Genomic DNA, 17,252 nt, shown 5'->3' with positions numbered 1-17,252 from the left:
TCACCTGCTTATCGTAAGATTAGAACAATGCTTGATCTTTGTCGTATCGGCGCACGAGCCAGTTCGCCGTCAAGATAATGACGAGCGTGAGCACCGATTGGTAGAAGCCTACGGAGGAAGCCATGCCGAAGTCCGCCGTACCCATCAACGATCGGAAAGCAAGCGTATCGATAATATCCGTAGCGTCCATCAGCATGCCGTTATTGCCGATCAATTGATAGAACATATCGAATTCGCCGCGCATGATTCTCCCGAGACCGAGGAGGAGCAGAATGACCATCGTCGGCTTCAATAGCGGAAGCGTGATCTTCATAATCTTCTGCCTGCGAGAGGCGCCGTCGATCGTCGCCGCTTCGTAGATTTCCTGATCGATGCCGACGATCGCCGCCAAGTAGAGAACGCTGCCGTAACCGACCCACTTCCACACGTATAGCAGCGGCAGAAGCAAGTACCAGTAACCGGCCGTCGAATAGATGTCGATCGCTTCGAGATGTAGCGACTCCAGGATACGATTGACGATGCCGTATTCGTAATTGAGGAAGTTATAGACGAACGCCGATACCGTTACCCAAGAGATGAAGTACGGCAGGAACATCAAGGTCTGAGATAAGGACTTGAACCACTTCTTCTGAATCTCCGAGATGAATACGGCCGCCAAGATCGAGAAGAACGTATAGCAGCCTAAGAATACGACGTTGTAAGCAATCGTGTTGCGCGTGACAATCCACGCCTTGCCGGAATTGAAGAAGTACTCGAAGTTCTCCCAACCGACCCACGGACTCGAGAATAAGCCTCCTCGAATCGTGAACGACTGGAACGCCATCACGATGCCACCCATCGGCACATAGGCGTAGATGATGAAGTAAACCGCGATCGGAACGAACATCAGATATAGAACCCAGTTGGAACGAATATCTCTCATGCGACTACCTCCAAGCGTGCTGCTGTGCAGGAACTCCTCTGCCTATGTACCATCGTAAGGGAATTGCCGACTGCCTCATACCCGACAAATCTACGATTACCTTCGATAACTTAAGCTTGCCTTAGAAATAACAAGCCTGAACAGAGAAGAGCCTCTGTTCAGGCTTCGAATCAAGCGATATACGCATTCCGGCGACTATTCGATTCTGCGCTCAGGCAGTCGCAATACGACGCTCGTGCCCTCGCCCTCGCTACTCGCGAACTTCAATCCGTACATCGGGCCGTACGAGAGCCGCAATCGCTCTTCGATATTGTGCACGCCGTATCCGCCGGTTTGCGCTTGCGCCGGTTGACCGGAGACGACCGACGCCAACCGATCCGCGGTCATTCCGACGCCGTTATCCGCGACTTCGATGCAGACGTCGCCCCGATCCAGCCATGCGGAGATGCGAATCGTCCCCTCTTCGCTCTCCGTCTCCATAATTCCATGCAGAATCGCGTTCTCCACGAGCGGCTGCAGGATAATCTTCGGCAGCTCGCAATCGTACAGCTCCCGCGGCACCTCCACCTCCAACCGGATACCGTCCGAGAACCGCATATTCTGAATGCGCACGTAAGCTTCGATATGCTGAAGCTCGCTCTCGAGCGTCACGAATTCGCGTCCGTTAGAGAGACTGAGCTTATAGAACACGGCCAGCTCGTCCACGACGCGCTTAATGTCGCGCGAACCCGATTCGATCGCCATGACGTTGATCAGATCCAGCGTATTGTAGAGGAAGTGCGGATTGATCTGCGCTTGAAGCGCCTTCAGCTCCTTGTTCTTCACTTCCCGCCCGAGCGAATAAGTCTCGTCGATCAGCCCGGACATATTCTGCACCATGACGTTGAAGTTGTGCGTGAGCTCCCCGATCTCGTCCTCGCCGGCCTTCAGCGGGGCGAGATTGAAGTTGCCGTGCTTGACTTTGCGCACATGGACGATGAGCCCGCGGATTCGTCTCGTGGCGGAAGCCGCTACGAAGAACGACAGAGGCAGCATGAGCGGGACGACGAGCAGGAAGATCGAGACGATCTGATTGCGCGCCTTCACGCTGGATTGCAGAATATCCGAATACGGAACGATGAGCGCGAATCTCAATTCCGTATGCGGGATCGCAAGGACGCCGAGCAGATGCCGGCGTCCATCGATCGTATATTGATCGTTATCATACTGATCGCCGGACGTGCTCCGCTCGTACAGCCGGTTAATATCCCCGACCAAGTCCTGATGCGAGGACGGAAGCGAATCCGAGTGACTGAGCACGGCTCCCTGCTCGTTCATCAAGATCGCTACCGTATTCGGCGTCAGAACGGCATGATTCAGAACGGACTTCATCGCGGACGGCTTGATTCGTCCGCTGACGATGCCGTCGAATTGCTGGATATTGTGCTCGTTCGGCACTTTGCGCAGCACGGTAATCTCTCCGTCCTCGGCATCGGTCCCGACTTCCGAAGCCGGCAGCCACACGAAGGCTGCTTTGGACGACGAGAACGAACCGTACCACGGTTTGGTCGCCAGCTTGCCGATGCTCACGAAGTCGACGTTCTCCGTCGCGCCGGCCAGACCATGCTTCATATAGAGCTGAATCATTCCGATATCGTCGTTGTATCGGAACAGATTCACGAGCCTCGACAGCTCCAAGGCGTCCATATGCCACAGATTGATATCCTCGTATTGCTTCGAATCGGCGCTGACGCCGGCCTTCACGAGATCGTTCAAGGCGATGAAGTTGAGCACTTCCATGATCGCCTGCGACTTGTACTCCAGGTAAGATTTCGTCTCGTTCAGCATCTTGTGCGAGGAGTACACGGCCGCTTCCTTGTTCTCGTTCTGGGTGAAGTTGATATGCAGGAAGAGAAGCAGCAGGAACGGAATAAGGATGACCAATACATAGGTGGCGAACAACTTATACCGGATGCTCAGCTTGAAGAACTTCCGCCAATTGCCATAGCGATTCATCGTACGTTACGCTCCCTGTATTCGCTCGGCGTCATGCCGCTGTTCCGCTTGAAGAACGTCGTGAAATAGTTGGCATCGGCGAACCCGACCCGCACCGCGACTTCGAACAGCTTCAGATGGACGTCGCGAAGCAACTCCTTGGCCGCGTTCATTCTCGTCTCGGTAATGAACTCCTTGATCGTCTGTCCTCTCTGCTTCTTGAAGTAAGCGCATAGATACGTCTCGCTCAATTGCACGTGATCGGCGATGTCGCGGATCGCGAAGCCTTTCTCCTGATAATGCCCGTGAACGTAACGTACGATGTCACGCATCTTCCCGGCCCCCGCGCTGACTTCTTCGTCCCCCTTGTCCATGCACGCGTCGAGCAGCGCCAGCACGTATTGCTCCAGCGCGTCCAGACTAGGCACGCGGTCGATCTCCTTCCACATGTAACGCCGTTCGGTGTCCTCGGATAGCTCGGTCATGCCATTGTGTACCGCCGTATCCATAATCGCGAGGAGATATTGGAAGTAAGTATCCTTCAGCCGCAGGATATCCAGATCGAGCTTCCTGCGACAATGCTGCGTCCACTTCCTGAGAATAAGCTTGGCCTCTTCGAGATTCCCTTGACGGAGCTGTTCGCGAAGCATGCGGACCTCCTCCCAGTCCGTCTCGACGGGCTCGTGACGATTAAGCGCTTCGGCGAACTGCAGCCTTCCTCCGTCGGAATAATATTGCAGCGCGCTCGCCAACGAAGCACGGCGATAGGCTTCCGGGATGTCCGAGAGCGTCTTCGCCGGCTCTCCGATGCCCAACCTCAGGTCGATCGCCTCCCCGGCAATGCCGCGCAACGCGGCATCCACCTGCTCGATCTTCTCTCTCCCCTCCCGATAAGCGCTGCCGAATGCGCCCGGAAGCAGGACGACGAGCCGATTGCTCGAATCGAAGCCCGATAGGAGCAGCATCTCGAGCAGCTTCGAATCGCCGTTGATGCCTTCCAGTATCGACGCTTGCGTCGATGCCGGATCCTCGGGCAGATCCGAAGGATCCCAATACAGATTCGCCACGGCTACCGTATAGGGACCTTCCGGCGGCAAGAGGAACGTCTCCCGACTGCGAAGCGCAGGCAGCACGTGCGCAGACGAAGGATGGTTGATGAGCTTGCGCACCATCTCTTGACGGAGTACCGGCAAGCTACGATCTACGTCGGCTTGATATTGCCGTTCCTGCTCTTGCCGGTCGATCGCTTCCCTGCGCAAGGCGATCGCGGCTTCGACCGCGGAACGCACTTCCGTTAGAATCACTGGCTTTTCCAAATATGTTAACGCTTTCAAATGTATCGCCGATTTCAAATATTCCTTGTCCGAGAAGCCGCTTAAGAAGAGAATCTGGCAATTCGGGTCCGTCTCCCGGTATTGCCGCGCGAATTCGATTCCGCCCAGCTTCGGCATACGAACGTCGCACACGATAATATCCGGCTTCCACTCCAGCGACAACTCGAGCGCGACCAACCCGTTCTTGGCCGTATTCACCTCCATAATACCGAGCTCTTCCCAAGGGATATAGTTGCGAAGCAGCTCTCGTGTCCGTATCTCGTCGTCTACGATTAATAGTTTCATGAGCGCCCCTCCGTTGCAATGCGGATATATCCTTTCATTATAAATCCGGAGGGGTAGCGTGCCTACTTGGAAAATTAATGATCGTCTTCGATTGTCTATGGTTCGGTCGTGCGATTGCGAGGAAGTTACGCTAAAAACTCGGCATAAGACCTTAAATTTGTGGCGTTGATTGTAAATGGCAAGCAACTATAATAAAGATGAACTGCGCAATTATTTTACTGATTTGCGCAAATATAACGAAAGGAGAGGATGTTCGACAGACATCCAGATCGAACTTCATGGAAGTACATTCCACGACATGGAGGTACGATGATGTTCAAGAAAAAACTGGTCTCCGCCACGCTCGCCGCCATTATCCTGATCGGTCTATTGCCCGCCTACACGGCAAGCGCCGCAACGCTTACTTACTCGGCCGACCTCGCGACCGCGTTCGCGAACCCCGAACGAGGCTTCCACAACCGGTACGAAATCATCAACGACGTATCCGTCAACGACTATGCCAGTTCCGCGACGAGCATCGCCGGATTCAACCCCGACATGCTGGACCGCACGTTCGCCCGGGCCAAGCAAGCGGGCAACACCCTCATTCATAGCTACCTCCACCTAGACAAGTTCAAGAACGTCGACCAGCTTCCGCAAGCGCTGCTCGACAACCTCGACTCCGGCCTCGACGCCATTCGGGACGCCGGACTGAAGATCGTGCTCCGCCCCGCTTACGCATGGTCCGAATCTCCTCAGCTTCCCGAGAGCCGCATCCTCGGCCACATCGCGCAGATCAATGCCGTCATCACGGCGAACGCGGACGTCGTCCTCCACCTCGAAACCGGCTACCTCGGTCCTTGGGGAGAATGGCACACGAGCCAATTCACCGACGCGTTCAACCGCGAATCGGCCGACACCCGCTACCGCATCGTCAAGAAGATTCTCGACACGACTCCCATCTCCATTCCGATCGTCGTTCGCTACCCGATCTTCATCAAGGAGATCCTCGAGCTCCCGACGCCGTCCGGCACGACCGCCCTCACGCAGTCCGATCGCGACCGCATCGGCTTCCACAACGACTGCTTCCTGTCCGACACGGCCGACATGGGCACGTACGACAACAACTCCTGGATGGGCTGGTTCTACGTCGAGGAGAAGAAGCAATGGATGTACGACCTCGCAACTTCTGCCGGCGGCAATAAAATGATGGGCGGCGAGACGTGCGACTCTGCCGGTTCCAACGACTTGGCCGGCGTCAACGTGCAGTCCGAGATGAGCAAGCTGAACTTCACCGAGATCAACGAGGACTTCGCCGCGGTTAATATTAATATCTGGAAGAACGCCAACCTCGCCGCCTCCGGCAACGATCCGGCGGAAACCGCCTTCGCCCGCTTGGAGCGCAAGCTCGGCTATCGCTTAAGGCTCGTCGACGCGACGTTCCCGACGAGCGGAAGTCCGGGAGGCACCTTCGCCTTCTCCGCGCATCTGAACAACGACGGTTACTCCGGCATCGTCAAGTCGCGGCCGGCGTTCCTCGTGTTCGACGGCGGCACGCAGCGCTATAACGTTCCGTTGAACGGCGTGGACGTGCGCCAGTGGCTGGCCGGCGCCGTCACGGTCGGCAATCAGACCGTTACGCTGCCGTCGGCCATGGCCGGCGGCACCTACAAGCTGGCGCTTTGGCTTCCGGACGCGAACGAAGGCTTGCGGGCAAGACCGGAATATTCGGTCCGCTTCGCCAACGCGGGCACTTGGGACGCGGTCAAAGGCTACAACGTGCTGGCGAATGCCGTTACGATCAGCGGAACGCCGGTCGCTCCGCAAGCGCCGACGAACGTGCAAGCTTCCCCGGGCAGCACGCAAGTCGCGTTGACTTGGGATGCGGTAGACGGCGCGACGAGCTATTCGGTATTGCGTTCGACGACGAGCGGCTCCGGCTACGCGCAAGTCGCCACGGGCATTACCGGCACGAGCTATACGAATACCGGACTGACGAACGGTACGACGTACTATTACGTCGTGCGAGCCGTGAATAGCGTCGGCGCGAGCGGCAACTCGCCGCAAGCGAGCGCGACGCCGGCGGCGATCTCCGCCCCTGCGGCGCCCGCTTCGTTGACGGCGACCGCGGGCAACGGATCGGCATCGCTCTCATGGCCGGCTTCAACCGGCGCGACGAGCTACGCCGTATTGCGCTCGACGACGAGCGGCTCGGGGTATGCGCAGGTTGCTTCCGGCGTAACCGGAACCTCGTATGCCGACACCGGGCTGACGAACGGAACGGCTTACTATTACGTCGTTCGAGCTACGAACGGCGGTGGAACGAGCGGCAACTCGCCGCAGGCGAGCGCGACGCCGGCCGCTCCGCAGCCGGTGACGATCGATTCGTTCGCCAGCGCGACGGCGTTGTCCAACAAGAAGAACGACCTGAACCAGGATTCGAGTTGGACAATGGATAGCTTGTATTACGGCTCGGACAGCACAGGCAATATCGTCATCAACTCCGGCGGCAACGGTCAATACTTGCAGGAGAACGTCAACCGCAGCCTGGCCGGCGCGTCCAACCTCATCATCCGGGTTCGCGACTGGAGCGACTCCGACTCGGAGAACCATTGGAACGTCGTGTTGAACGACGGAACGGACCATACCGTCGGGCCGATCTCCACATACGGCAACGTGACGGGCAGCTATACGAACATCTCGATTCCGCTGTCCGCCTTCAACGCCAACTTGGCGAACACGCAGTACGTTCGCATCGTCCACCGCGATTCTTCGTACGCCGTCTTGCTCGTCGATTCGATCACGGTCGACGGCGGTGGCAGCGGCGGTGGCGGCGATACGGTCGCTCCGTCCGCGCCGGCGGCACTCGCGTCGTCCGGCGTGACGACCAACTCGATCAGCTTGACCTGGAGCGCGTCGACCGACAACGTCGGCGTGACCGGGTATACCGTGTTCCGCGGCGCGACGCAGGTCGGCACGCCGACGGGCACGAGCTTCACGGATACCGGTCTCTCCGCGGGAACCGCCTATTCGTACACGGTCAAGGCTCGCGACGCCGCGGGCAACTTGTCCGCCGCAAGCTCCGCGCTGTCGGTGACGACGAGCGCCGCATCCGATACGACGGCGCCTTCGGCTCCTAGCAATCTAGCATCCCCTAGCAAGACGAGCAGCTCCGTCAACCTGACCTGGAGCGCGTCGACCGACAACGTCGGCGTCACCGGCTATGCGGTGTTCCGCGGCGCGACGCAGGTCGGCACCCCGACCGGCACCAGCTATAGCGATACGGGCCTTAGCGCCGCCACGGCGTACGTCTACACCGTCAAGGCACGCGATGCGGCAGGCAACTGGTCCGCCGCAAGCTCCGCGCAGTCGGTCACGACCGACGCCGCGACCGCGCAGACGAGCTACGAAGCGGAAGCTTCGGGCAACACGCTCGTCGGTAACGCGGCGACCGCCTCCTGCGGCACTTGCTCGGGCGGCTCCAAGGTCGGCTACGTCGGCAACGGAGCGACGCTGCAATGGAACGGCGTCGTGCCGGCGACGGCGGGCAGCCAGACGGTCAAGTTCTATTACTTGAACGGCGAATCCAGCCGTTCCGCGCAAGTGAGCGTGAACGGCGGCACGGCCGTCACGGTTAACTTCCCGAGCAGCGGCGGTTGGACGACGGTCGCGTCGTTGGACGTGACCTTGACGCTCGCCGCGGGCGCGAACGCGATCAAGGTATCCAACGCCGGCGGATGGGCGCCGGACTTCGACCGCATCTCGCTGAGCGCGCCGCCGGACACGCAAGCGCCGGCCGCGCCGACCGGTCTCGCTTCGCCGGCCAAGACGAGCGTATCCGTCGACCTGACGTGGAACGCCGCCACGGATAACGTCGGCGTCGCCGGCTACCAGGTGTTCCGCGGAGCGACGCAAGTCGGCACGCCGTCCAGCACCAGCTTCACGGACACGGGCCTTACCGCAGGCACCGCGTATTCCTATTCGGTGCGGGCGCGCGACGCGGCCGGCAACGTCTCCGCCGCCAGCTCCGCTCTCTCTGTGACGACGACGCCGCCGGACACCCAGGCGCCGTCCGTTCCGTCGGGTCTCGCCGTCGCGAGCAAGACGAGCGGCTCCGTCAACTTGACGTGGAACGCCTCGACCGACAACACGGGCGTTACCGGCTACCAAGTATTCCGCGGCTCGACGCAAGTCGGCACGCCGTCCGGCACGAGCTTCACCGATACGGGGCTGAGCGCCAGCACCGCTTACAGCTACACGGTCAGGGCGCGCGACGCGGCCGGTAACGTCTCCGCCGCAAGCTCCGCCCTCTCGGTCACGACGAACGCGCCGCCTCCTGGCGGATCGGCGACGACGGTACCGACCGGCGTGCCCGTCAATCCTTACACCGTCAATACGCCTGACTCCGCCTTGGCCGTCCATGCGCTGACGAAGGGTGCCGACCCGATCACGAACCCGCTCAAGGGCTTCGCCATCTGGCACTGGGCGAGCGATAACGCGGACAAGACGGTGATCTCCGGCGGCATTCGCAACTCTCTGGAATGGAAGTATTTCGGCCTCGGCGAGGTCATGACCGGCATGAACGCGTACAACTGGGACATGGTGGAGAAGGTTCTCGACGAAGTCGCCTCCCACGGCAAGCAGGTCGCGATCCGGATCGCCAGCTGCGAATCGTTCTCCAGCAAGGACGTGCCGGACTTCCTCATGAGCGAAGTCCGCAACGGCTGTATTCTGAACTACGACTCTCCGACCGTCATGCAGGCGTTCCAGAACTTCATCGCCGCCTTCGGGGCGAAGTATGACGGAGACCCGCGCATCGGCTTCATTCATCAGGGGCTGATCGGCCGCTGGGGCGAGTGGCATACGTGGCCGAACGACGGCAGCAACGGCACGCAGAACTGGATGATGTCCGACGCGAACGCCAACATCATCCTCGACGCCTACGACGCCGCCTTCAACACGACGCGCCTCGAGAACCGCTACCCGCGCTCGGGCGGCGGCACGCATCTGACGACGCTGGCCAGCATCGGCTTCCACGACGACTCGTTCGCTTACCGCGAGATGGATCCGGCGCTCGGCCGCGTCGGCAGCATGACGCTGCCGCTGTCGATGGACGGCAAGTCCGACGCCCAGCTGACGCAGGCGCTCGTGTTCGGCTCCGAGAACAAGTGGGTCACCGCGAGCATCGGCGGAGAGGTTCGTCCGGAAGTGCAAGGGCAGCTGTTCGGCCCCGCATCGGCGACCAAGGACGACGCGATGATCGACGTCGAGATGTCCCACGCGACTTGGATGATCTGCCAGAACTGCACGTACAACATTAACGACCCTAACGAAGTCGCCGTCTGGCGGAAAATGGGCTACAACTTCTACGCGAAGAACGCCTACTTCAACAACACGGTGTCGGGCAACTTCAAGGTCGGCGTGCAGATCGAGAATACGGGCGTCGCGCCGTTCTACTACGGACCGAGCATGTATCCGGTAGAGCTCGCGCTCAAGAACGGCTCCGGCGCCATCGTCAAGCGATGGACGACGGACTGGGATCTGCGCACGATCATGCCGAAGCAAGTGCGCGCGTTCCCGGAATGGAACGTGCCGGGCAACCCGACGTACGTCGACTTCGGCCAGCCGCAATACTTCGACGCGACGGTGAACGCCGCCGGCGTCGCATCCGGCCAATACTCGCTCGTCATGCGCGTCGTTAATCCGCTCGAACGGATCACCGAAGCGTCGGTCCGCGCCAAGGGCCAATTGCCGGCGTACTTGCCGTGGTATAACCCGCTTCCGCTCCTGTTCGCGAACACGACGCAAGGCTCCGACGGCTGGTTGGGATTGGGCTCGATTACGCTGCAGTAGCAACGCGAGAAGGCAGTCCCGAGGAATTCCGGGGCTGCCTTCTTCTCTTCTTCATGTTTGAATGCAGTTTTTTCGTATAAGCTTTATAATATTGGAAAAAGGACGGTGATACGCATGCTTCCAGAACAACTCCAGAAGAGTCTAGTCGATAAAATCATTCGAGAGACAGATCCTGCCTTCATCCTGCTATTCGGCTCGTTCGCGAAAGGTACGGAACGAGACGACAGCGATATTGACCTTGCCTACTTCGGTAGTAAGCATCTGTCATCGTATGAACGGTTTATTCTTGCCGGAGATCTGGCTGCAATTGCCGGTCGTGAAATCGACTTGGTTGATCTCAAACCTATCGATACCGTTTTTACGGTGCAAATTTTCTCGGAAGGCGAACCTCTATATATAGAAGACGATAATGAATATACACGTCAACGAATGCGAGCTTATAGCATGTATGCGACATTAAACGAGCAACGCGCGCCGATTATCGAAGCCATTAAGGAACGGGGAAGCGTATATGGCCATGAATGATGTCCTATTGAATAAAACAACGACAATCGAGCGCTGCGTGAAACGGATTCGCGAAGTGTACGAAGGTAATCCCGCAAACTTATCGGATATCACCAAGCAAGATAGTATCATCTTAAACATTCAACGCGCTTGCGAGGCAAGCATCGATCTCGCCATGCATATGGTCAGCGGACGGAAGCTTGGCGTGCCCAAATCCAGCCGTGAAGCATTCACGCTTCTATGCGAGAAGGGACTTATCGATGCCGAACTAGCGAAAAATTTAATGAATATGGTCGGGTTCCGAAATATCGCCGTACATGATTATCAGTCGTTGAACGTCGATATTTTAGTAGCGATAGTAGAAAAGCATATCGATGATTTTAAGATGTTCGCGCAGGCTGTTTTGCGGTTGATGCAAGCGAGTGAATAGCTAGCCGACACAAATACAGAGGCAGCTCCCCATTCGGGAAGCTGCCTCTGTGCCGATTTACTTGCCCTTCGCCGCCAGCCAAGCCTCGAATTGCTCCTTGTACGCTGCGACGACCTTGTCGAGCCCGGCCTTCTTCAACTTGTCTAGCGCCTTCGGATAGAACGAGTCGAAGTCGGCGACGCCCATCTTCAGCGGATAGACGCTCGTCTTGATCTCGGCGAGCAGGTTCGCGTACTCGACGGATACCGCTTCCGTATCGAACACGAATCCGAGGTTGATCGCGTTGACGACGGATTCGTCGATCTTCCTCGATTCGATCAAGGAAGGGTGCAGGTTGGACGCGAAGCGAACGTACTTGTAGTTGCCGACCTTCCATTCCGGGAAGTCGACTTCGTTGCCGACCGGGCGCAGCAGCTCCATCTTGCCCGGACCGAGATCCTTGAACCAATCGCCCTCGAAGCCGTAGACGAGCAGATCGTAATTCTCCTGCTTGCTATACAGCCAATCGTAGAACTGGATCATCGCCTCGGGATGTTCCGACGACTTGGGAATCGCGTTGGCGTTGCCGAGCAACGGACGCATCTTCGGCTTATCCGGGGCGAACCGGAATACGGCGTACTCCGCCTCCGGTTTGGCGGCTTTGATCTGCACGATGTTCTCGTTGACGTTACCCATCGCGAACAGCGCGGTCCCTTCGACGGTCGGCTTGGTAACCTGATCGAGCGGCAACGTCAGAATGTCCGGATGAATGAGCCCTCTCTTGTACATATCGCGGAAGTAGAGACTGTCTTGCTTGAATTCCGGCGTCTCGACCCACGATTTGACGATGCCCTGCTGATCGACGTAGATTAAGTCGTCCACGACGTTGAAGGGATACGTGTCGTATTCGCGGTGTATCGTGTGCATCACGTTATTCGGTTTCTTGACGATGTAGAGGCTCGGGTCTTTCTCCGCTTGCTTGATCTTATCCGCCGTCTCGATCATCTCCTGCACGGTTGCCGGCACCGGCAGATCGTATTTGTCGAGCAGATCCTTGCGGTAGGACATCTCTTCGTAATCGTTCGCCCATTCTCTGTAGAACACGGGAACCGCGTAGATTTTCCCGTTGATTCTCATGTTCTCCCAGACATAATCGGGGAACGCGGCTTTCAAATTCGGGTATTTGTCCAAGTACTCGTCGATCGGGAGTATGGCGCCTCTGCCCGCGTAAACCGCCGTTCTGATCCAGTCCTCCATGACCGTGAGGTTATCGAAGGATTCGCCGGAGGTCAACATCAGGTTCGTCTTCTGCTCCCAGGCGTCCCATCCGATGAAAGTGAATTTGATTTCGATGTTCAACCCGTCGTCGGCCATCTTCTTGTTGATCGCATCCCACCGTTTCTGCGCGTCCGTCGGTTCTCCGCCCGGCGTGACGAAGGTAAGCGTGATTTTCTCCGTCGCCGTCGGCTTGGCCGTGCCTTCCGCCTCTCCCCCTGCCGTCGTCTCTTTGTTCGTCGCGGGCGCGTTGGTTCCTCCATTCGTCTCCTTGTTGTCCGAGCATGCCGTCAATAGACCGAAGAGCAGAACGACGGCGATTGCGAGAGCCGAGATTTTCCTTGCACTCCCCATGCTTTAACCCCCTTAAATGGTTGATCGTGCCTTGTATCGAATCCGCTCCGGCCATGGACGCTTCCGGAAAGCGGATGGTCAACCTTTGATCGAACCGATGATCAGCCCTCGGACGAAGTAGCGTTGCAAATACGGATACATCAGCACGATCGGACCGATCGTGACGATGGCCGTCGCCATCTTCGATGATTCGGCGGGCAAGATCGCCCCCGCGTTCGCGACGCCTTGGATTTCGGTCAGCATCCGGATATCGGACTGGATCTTGAACAGAAAATACTGCACCGGATACAAGTTCTGGTTGTCGACGAGCATGATCGCGTTCCACCAGTCGTTCCAGTAAGCGAGTCCGTAGAACAGCGCGATCGTCGCCAGCACCGGCTTGCACAACGGGAAGATGATGCCGAAGGCGATGCGCAGATCGTTCGCTCCGTCGATCTTGGCCGATTCGATCAGCGCGGGAGGCAACGATTGCATGAAATTGCGGGTCAGGAACAGGTTGAACGCGCTGAACAGCAGATTCGGAATGAGCAGCGCCAGCACGTTATTGCTCAGTCCGAGCTGCTTGCAAATCATGTACCACGGCACGATGCCGCCGTTGAAGATCATCGTGAAGAAGAAGAACAGCGCCAGGCGGTTCCGGTAGCGGACGGAATGGTTAGACAGCGTGAACGCCGCCATGGCCGTGATCGCGACCGCGAGCAGCGAGCCGGCCGCCGTCACGAAGACGGAGATGCCGTAGCTGCGGACCATCGTCGAAGTTTCGTTGAATAGCAGCTTATAGGCCGCGAGCGATAGCGATTCCGGGAAGAGGCTGTATCCGTTCATGCGGATCGCTTCCTCGGACGTAATCGAGATCATCAGCACGAGCAGCATCGGCAGCAAGCAGAACAGGCCGAACCCGACCAACAACGCGTGAATGAACCATTGGACGCCACGGGAGCCCGACCTCATTAATACAACGCCCCTTCCGGATAATATCGGCGGATGAGCCGGTTGGCGCCGTAGACGAGCACGAACCCCATGACGGCCTGGTAGACGCCGACGGCCATCGCCTGCGCGGGATCTCCGGATAGCCGGAGCGCGCGATACACGTACGTGTCGATAACGTCGGTAACCGGAAGCAGCAGCCCGTTATCCCGAATGATCGAGTACATCATCGCGAAGTCGCCGTAGAAAATTTTGCCGATGGCGAGCAGCATAAGAACGAGTACGGTAGGCAGGAGGAGCGGCAGCGTGATCGATCGGATCTGCTGCCACCTGTTCGCCCCGTCGATCTTGGCGGCTTCGAACAGCTCGTGATCGATGCCGATAATCGCGGCCAGGTAAATGACGGCGAACAACCCGGCGTCCTTCCATACCTTCATGATCGTCAGGATCACATTCCAGGCGTCAGGCGTGGCGTACCAGTTGATCGGCTCCATGCCGAGTCCCTGCAGAATCTGATTCAATAATCCGTACTGGGTCGAGAACAGGTTGTATACGACGTAACTGACGATGACCCAAGATAGGAAATGGGGAAACAGAAACACCGACTGGGATACCCGCAAAAACCATTTGTTCCGCACTTCGTTCATGACGATCGCCAGGACGATCGCGGCCAAGTGGCCGAACGCGATGAATAGAAAATTGAGCCGGAGCGTGTTCCATGTCACGTTATAGAAGTTGTCGGACTGGAAGAAGAAAGCGAAGTTCTTGAAACCGATGAACTCGTTCTGCCAGAAATACGAAGTGTCGTAGCTGAACTTCTGAAAGGCCATCCACAAGTACGGCAACGTCGCGTAACCGAATACGAACGTATAGAGGATAGCCGGCAACGCGAGTAAATAACTGAACGGATTGCGTAGGATGTCGCTCAGAAAGGAGTAACCGAATTTCCCTTGCATGGATGTATCCTCCATTCTTCGTATCTGCCTTGTCTCCTTCAATTGTAGAAACGTTCGATCGGCCGGTAAACTTCGAATACCCGGAAATCCTGAAAATCCCCGCTTTGCTACCCTTAAAAAAGCCGCAATTCCTCCGAAAACAAGACGATTTCCGGGAACCCGCCCGTTCTAATTGAAAGCGCATTCTCCATTCGATACAATCAAAGCAAGCTGTTATACGGGGGGACGCCGATGACGATCTGGAGCAACCTGAAACGGTACGCGATCTATCGCAGACTGTTGCTGTCCTATATGATCCTCGTGTCGATCTCCGTATTGCTCATTTCCGCCATGCTGTATCAGCGGTTCGCCTATCAGGTCGAATCGGAGATCAACCAGGTATCCATGTCCCGGCTCGACTATCTCCGGAGCGCGACCGACGCGATCCACAATCAGGTTCTGGCCGTCGGCAACGAGCTGCTGCATGATCCCGCCGTCATCACCGCCATGCTGAACGGCGAATTCGATCCGCTGCTCGAGAACGAAGTCGTCCTCCAATTCCGCCGCGTTCAAAGCGTCTATTCTTTCATTTCCTATATCAGCATTTACAACGAGAATACGCAGCGGTATTTGAACAACAGAGGCATCGATAAAGAAGTCGATAGCGAGGTCATCCGGTTGATCGGAAGCAACGAGGGAAGCCGCTACATGGATTTCGTGCCGCGGCTGCTGCATTTGGGGGATTTCATGCCGAACTCGTCGGGTACCGAGCGACTGCTTACGTTCGTGCTGTACTCCAACTTCTCCAATCTCATTCCGAAGAACGGCGCCTTGATCATCAACATCAATGAAGCGGAGCTGATCGGCAAGTTGATCGGCGACTTGACGGACTCGCAGGATCATCTGTGGATGGTCGCCGACCGCGACGGTACCCTGCTATCCCACAACGACCCCGGCATGTTCATGACGTCGATCGCCGACGCGCCGTACTTCCAAGAGATCTCGAGTACGTTAACGGACAAGGGCCATTTCACGGAGAGAGTCAACGGGTCCAGGCAGCTTGTCGTCTATGCCGCATTGGATAAGTTCGACTGGCGGATCATCGGAATGCGGCCGTACGAGCTGCCGTTCTTCGGAATAACCGAACCGCGAACGGTCTTATGGGCGGTAGGAGCCGTCCTCTTGGCGATCGGCGCGGCATTGGCCGTGCTGCTCGCCGGCCGGATGTATAAACCGTATTCCGTCTTCCAATCCAAACACAGATCGCTCGAGACATCCTTGAACTACGCCTATCCGGTGTTACGGGAGTCGTACGTCCGCGGGCTATTATCCGGCAAGGCGGACGCGCAGGCCGGCCGCGCCGGGCTGCTGAGCATGTCCCCTCCGCTTACGGAAGCTTACTTCTGCGTCATCGTGCTAAGCATCGACGATTATAAGCTGTTCTGCCGGCGCTCTTACAAGGAGCAGGATCTGCTCCGATTCGCGATCCGCAACATTACGGAAGAATTGTTGTTCCGGCAAGGCCGTTACCATTCGCTGGAGGTCGAGAGCGACCATCTCGTCGTGTTCGCCCCGCTCGATCGGCCGAACCTCCCCGACAATTTCGTCCTGACGCTTATCGAGCTGCAGCAGACGATCCGCCAATACTTCAAGCTATCGGTATCCGTCGGAATCGGGGACGTCGTCGACGCGCAAGAGAAAGTGAAGGACGCCTATCGGTCGGCGAAGGAGTTACTGAAGTACCGGCTCATGCTGGGACACGGCAGCATTATCGACCGCGCTTCGGTCTTGGATCGGATGACGCGCAGCCACGAATACCCGGCTAAAGCCGAGACCGCCTTGCTCGAAGCGATCGGTCTCGGACGCAGGAAAGAAGCCGAAGCGGAAATCGCCAAGTTCATCGCGGCGATCCGTCCTTTCCGATACAACCATGTCCACATGGATCTGAACCAGTTGAACATCTCCGTTCAGAAGAAGTACGGCAGCGCGCTCTCGCCCGAAGACTACGAGCTTCACGGCTCGCTGCTGTACTCGTTGTCCGATCTGGAGACGCTCGAAGAAGTCGAGGGCGCGCTGAGAGAATTGTGTTGCGCGATAATAGGCAGGCTGGAGGAGAGCAAGGGGAGCCGGAACGCGGAGCTGATCGAATCCGTTCGGCTTCTCATTCAAGAGAGGTATAGCGACCCGAACTTGTCGTTGGACGCGATCGCCGAGCAGGTGCATTATTCGAGCGGCTACCTGAGCAAGCTGTTCAAGCAGGAGACCGACCGGTCGTTCAACGACTGCCTGAACGCGGTCCGGCTAGAGGAGGCTGTCCGACTTCTCACGACAACCGGCGATTCGGCGTCGGCGATCAGCGAGAAGATCGGACTCGGCAGCAGCACTTACTTCTTCACGTTGTTCAAAAAAACGTACGGGATGACGCCGGCGCAATACCGGACGCGGCATTCGCTCGCCGATTTGGCGGCGAAGAAGCGCATCGAGTGAGGGGGGACCAAGCC

Annotated in this window: 10 protein-coding genes; 4 read left to right on the top strand and 6 right to left on the bottom strand. The window is 57.7% G+C overall.

What is annotated here, in order from left to right; translation table 11 throughout:
- Positions 1-19 precede the first annotated feature (19 nt).
- From ACFQZG_RS05735 to ACFQZG_RS05725, 3 genes are all read right to left on the bottom strand, one after another.
- Positions 20-922, bottom strand: coding sequence for an ABC transporter permease (locus ACFQZG_RS05735; protein WP_378150601.1), 903 nt, complete (start codon positions 920-922; stop codon positions 20-22).
- A 195-nt stretch (positions 923-1,117) separates the two neighbouring features.
- Positions 1,118-2,917, bottom strand: coding sequence for a sensor histidine kinase (locus ACFQZG_RS05730; protein WP_378150600.1), 1,800 nt, complete (start codon positions 2,915-2,917; stop codon positions 1,118-1,120).
- Positions 2,914-4,515 carry a response regulator gene (locus ACFQZG_RS05725; protein ID WP_378150599.1) on the bottom strand — a complete coding sequence of 534 codons (1,602 nt, stop codon included), beginning with the start codon at positions 4,513-4,515 and terminating at the stop codon, positions 2,914-2,916. Before ACFQZG_RS05725 ends, ACFQZG_RS05730 begins: the two co-directional genes overlap by 4 nt.
- A gap of 312 nt (positions 4,516-4,827) precedes the next feature.
- Here ACFQZG_RS05725 and ACFQZG_RS05720 point away from each other — a divergent pair, with 312 nt between their 5' ends.
- The 3 genes from ACFQZG_RS05720 to hepT all read left to right on the top strand — a co-directional run bounded on the left by ACFQZG_RS05720 (position 4,828) and on the right by hepT (position 11,281).
- Entirely contained in the window at positions 4,828-10,347 is a 5,520-nt protein-coding gene (locus ACFQZG_RS05720; protein ID WP_378150598.1) for a DUF4832 domain-containing protein, read from the top strand.
- A gap of 114 nt (positions 10,348-10,461) precedes the next feature.
- The gene (gene mntA / locus ACFQZG_RS05715; RefSeq protein ID WP_378150597.1) at positions 10,462-10,872 is read left to right on the top strand and encodes a type VII toxin-antitoxin system MntA family adenylyltransferase antitoxin; all 411 of its coding nucleotides are present in this window, start codon (positions 10,462-10,464) and stop codon (positions 10,870-10,872) included.
- A complete protein-coding gene (hepT, locus tag ACFQZG_RS05710) occupies positions 10,865-11,281 on the top strand; it encodes a type VII toxin-antitoxin system HepT family RNase toxin (protein ID WP_378151576.1) in 417 nt (138 codons plus the stop codon). The genes mntA and hepT overlap by 8 nt, the downstream gene beginning before the upstream one ends.
- A 57-nt stretch (positions 11,282-11,338) precedes the next feature.
- Here the strand turns inward: hepT and ACFQZG_RS05705 are convergent, their stop codons facing one another.
- From ACFQZG_RS05705 to ACFQZG_RS05695, 3 genes are all read right to left on the bottom strand, one after another.
- Positions 11,339-12,889: an extracellular solute-binding protein gene (locus ACFQZG_RS05705; protein ID WP_378150596.1), complete on the bottom strand. Its 1,551-nt coding sequence runs from the start codon at positions 12,887-12,889 to the stop codon at positions 11,339-11,341.
- A 78-nt stretch (positions 12,890-12,967) separates the two neighbouring features.
- Positions 12,968-13,840 carry a carbohydrate ABC transporter permease gene (locus ACFQZG_RS05700; RefSeq protein WP_378150595.1) on the bottom strand — a complete coding sequence of 291 codons (873 nt, stop codon included), beginning with the start codon at positions 13,838-13,840 and terminating at the stop codon, positions 12,968-12,970.
- The gene (locus tag ACFQZG_RS05695; RefSeq protein WP_378150594.1) at positions 13,840-14,772 is read right to left on the bottom strand and encodes an ABC transporter permease subunit; all 933 of its coding nucleotides are present in this window, start codon (positions 14,770-14,772) and stop codon (positions 13,840-13,842) included. Before ACFQZG_RS05695 ends, ACFQZG_RS05700 begins: the two co-directional genes overlap by 1 nt.
- 231 nt (positions 14,773-15,003) lie before the next feature.
- Between ACFQZG_RS05695 and ACFQZG_RS05690 the strand changes: the two genes are divergently transcribed.
- A complete protein-coding gene (locus tag ACFQZG_RS05690) occupies positions 15,004-17,238 on the top strand; it encodes a helix-turn-helix domain-containing protein (RefSeq protein WP_378150593.1) in 2,235 nt (744 codons plus the stop codon).
- Positions 17,239-17,252: the final 14 nt, after the last annotated feature.

The organism is Cohnella sp. GCM10027633 (genome assembly GCF_042675445.1).
GTDB lineage: Bacteria > Bacillota > Bacilli > Paenibacillales > Paenibacillaceae > Cohnella.
This window is presented reverse-complemented; position numbering and strand designations above follow the sequence as displayed.

Excerpts from the sequence above, each read along its gene's own strand:
- ACFQZG_RS05735 (WP_378150601.1), bottom strand. The coding sequence starts at position 922 with ATGAGAGATATTCGTTCCAACTGGGTTCTATATCTGATGTTCGTTCCG.
- ACFQZG_RS05730 (WP_378150600.1), bottom strand. The coding sequence starts at position 2,917 with ATGAATCGCTATGGCAATTGGCGGAAGTTCTTCAAGCTGAGCATCCGG.
- ACFQZG_RS05725 (WP_378150599.1), bottom strand. The coding sequence starts at position 4,515 with ATGAAACTATTAATCGTAGACGACGAGATACGGACACGAGAGCTGCTT.
- ACFQZG_RS05720 (WP_378150598.1), top strand. The coding sequence starts at position 4,828 with ATGTTCAAGAAAAAACTGGTCTCCGCCACGCTCGCCGCCATTATCCTG.
- mntA (WP_378150597.1), top strand. The coding sequence starts at position 10,462 with ATGCTTCCAGAACAACTCCAGAAGAGTCTAGTCGATAAAATCATTCGA.
- hepT (WP_378151576.1), top strand. The coding sequence starts at position 10,865 with ATGAATGATGTCCTATTGAATAAAACAACGACAATCGAGCGCTGCGTG.
- ACFQZG_RS05705 (WP_378150596.1), bottom strand. The coding sequence starts at position 12,889 with ATGGGGAGTGCAAGGAAAATCTCGGCTCTCGCAATCGCCGTCGTTCTG.
- ACFQZG_RS05700 (WP_378150595.1), bottom strand. The coding sequence starts at position 13,840 with ATGAGGTCGGGCTCCCGTGGCGTCCAATGGTTCATTCACGCGTTGTTG.
- ACFQZG_RS05695 (WP_378150594.1), bottom strand. The coding sequence starts at position 14,772 with ATGCAAGGGAAATTCGGTTACTCCTTTCTGAGCGACATCCTACGCAAT.
- ACFQZG_RS05690 (WP_378150593.1), top strand. The coding sequence starts at position 15,004 with ATGACGATCTGGAGCAACCTGAAACGGTACGCGATCTATCGCAGACTG.